Below are 1,689 nucleotides of genomic sequence, written 5' to 3'. Positions count from 1 at the left end.
TGCACTAGGCCCTGTCAAGTTGACAGATGAAATATTATAAAATTGAATCTGTCTCTAAGCGGCTTCATTCCAGTATTCATCTGGAGTGAGGCCGTTTCTTTGTGCTGAGCGGTTGTGGTGATTAAAATACTCAATTCCTTCTTCAACCAGCTTCACTAACTCTTCACGCGTCTTTGCTAGTGGATGACGGTCCATCCATCGCAACTTGAACTCATTCCACCAACGTTCCATCGGCGCATTGTCGTATGGTGTGCCTGGTCGGGACATGCTTCTGGAAACTCCATAGCGACTTAGAAAATTGTTGAAGGCTCCGGCTGTGTACGCTGGACCGCGATCTGTGTGAACGAGCGGATGAACACTGCCGACAGCTTCAAAGGCTCGCTGGAAGACTTCAATCTCGGCAGCTGAGGTCTCTGTGACACTCAGGTTGTAGGCCAAGAGTCGACGACCATAAAGATCCAGAACGCCACTTAACCGAATCTTAGACTCACCGTTTACGCCATATTTCAATTCAGTTGAGTCTGATAACCAGACTTCGTTAGGCGCATCTGTATGGAAGTTCTGATTGAGTACATTGTCTAAGATATACTGTTCACTCGCTTTAACCCGACTGTGCTTCTTGATTCGGGTCTGACATGACAACCCAAGTTCTCGCATGACACGACGCACCATTTTATGCGTTACTTCAAAAGTAATCAGCTCATCATGCTGAAGGTTCACTAAGAGATTTCCTGCGACAATGCCTTGGTGGTGGAAATCAAACCAGTATTGTGTTCGTTCTTTAAGTCTACGATCACGTGCTTCCCAAACAGTCTCTTCTCGCTTTAACCCTTTATAGTAAGCCTGACGACTGACGCCGATAACTGCCAATAATTTAGCAAGTGCGCCACGATACTCTTGACTGACCTCTTTGATTGCGAAGTAAGCCAGTCTGTGTTGTTTGTTCACCCCCTGCGCTGAAGTTCCAGCAATTTTTTTGCAAACTTCTCCACCAGCTCTTTGTCTTTGAGCTCAGCTTCAAGTTGTCGGATACGTAGATTTGCTTTGTCGAGCTCAGTTAATTCGAACTGTTCCTTGTGATGGCCGCGATTATCGGCAAGTGCCTCGTAACCACCATTCTTGGCCTTAATCACCCAAGAACGAGCTTGTTGATACGAAACCTGAAAATGTTCTGCGGCCTCAGTGTATGAATGCTTGTGCTTGGTCACATACTCGACCACTTCAATTCGTTCTTCGAGAGTCGTCTTCCTGCGCATAGTGGGGACCTGCTTTCTGGACGGTGATGCCGTCAAAGGTTTGTCCCCATTATACTTATTCACCCATACTTTTGCTTGTCCCGAGTTACGCAATCCATAGATGTCTGTCAGTTCCTCGTATGTGCCTTCACCATTTAGGTAGGCGAGGACGACAGTATGCTTCAACTCCTTGCTATAGTGGATGTTCTTCTTAGCTTCTTCCAAGCCTTCCAGACCATCTCTTTGATAACGCATTGACCATCTTGTTATTGTGCTCCTGTCAATTCCATGTTGCCTTGCAAAAGTGGCTCTGGGTAGTCCAGACTCTTGGAACTCCTCAAGTAACTTAAGCTTCTCAAGCGCTGTGCGTTTAGATCTGGGCATACAAAAATCCCTCCATAATTGTCAGATGAATTATGATATTTCATCTGACAACCACAAAGGGATTATCGCA

Annotated in this window: 2 protein-coding genes; both read right to left on the bottom strand. The window is 45.9% G+C overall.

Annotated features, from left to right (window positions below; all coding sequences use genetic code 11):
* Positions 1-54: 54 nt before the first annotated feature.
* Positions 55-948 (bottom strand): IS3 family transposase, encoded by an 894-nt coding sequence (locus EKN00_RS10760; protein ID WP_241559499.1) that lies wholly within the window; start codon positions 946-948, stop codon positions 55-57.
* Positions 945-1,619, bottom strand: coding sequence for a helix-turn-helix domain-containing protein (locus EKN00_RS10755; protein WP_127850219.1), 675 nt, complete (start codon positions 1,617-1,619; stop codon positions 945-947). The genes EKN00_RS10760 and EKN00_RS10755 overlap by 4 nt, the downstream gene beginning before the upstream one ends.
* Between the last annotated feature and the right edge of the window lie 70 nt (positions 1,620-1,689).

It is taken from the genome of Lacticaseibacillus hulanensis (genome assembly GCF_004010095.1).
GTDB classification, from domain to species: domain Bacteria; phylum Bacillota; class Bacilli; order Lactobacillales; family Lactobacillaceae; genus Lacticaseibacillus; species Lacticaseibacillus hulanensis.
The sequence above is the reverse complement of the archived record's forward strand: the minus strand, read 5'-3'. Positions and strand labels throughout refer to the sequence as shown.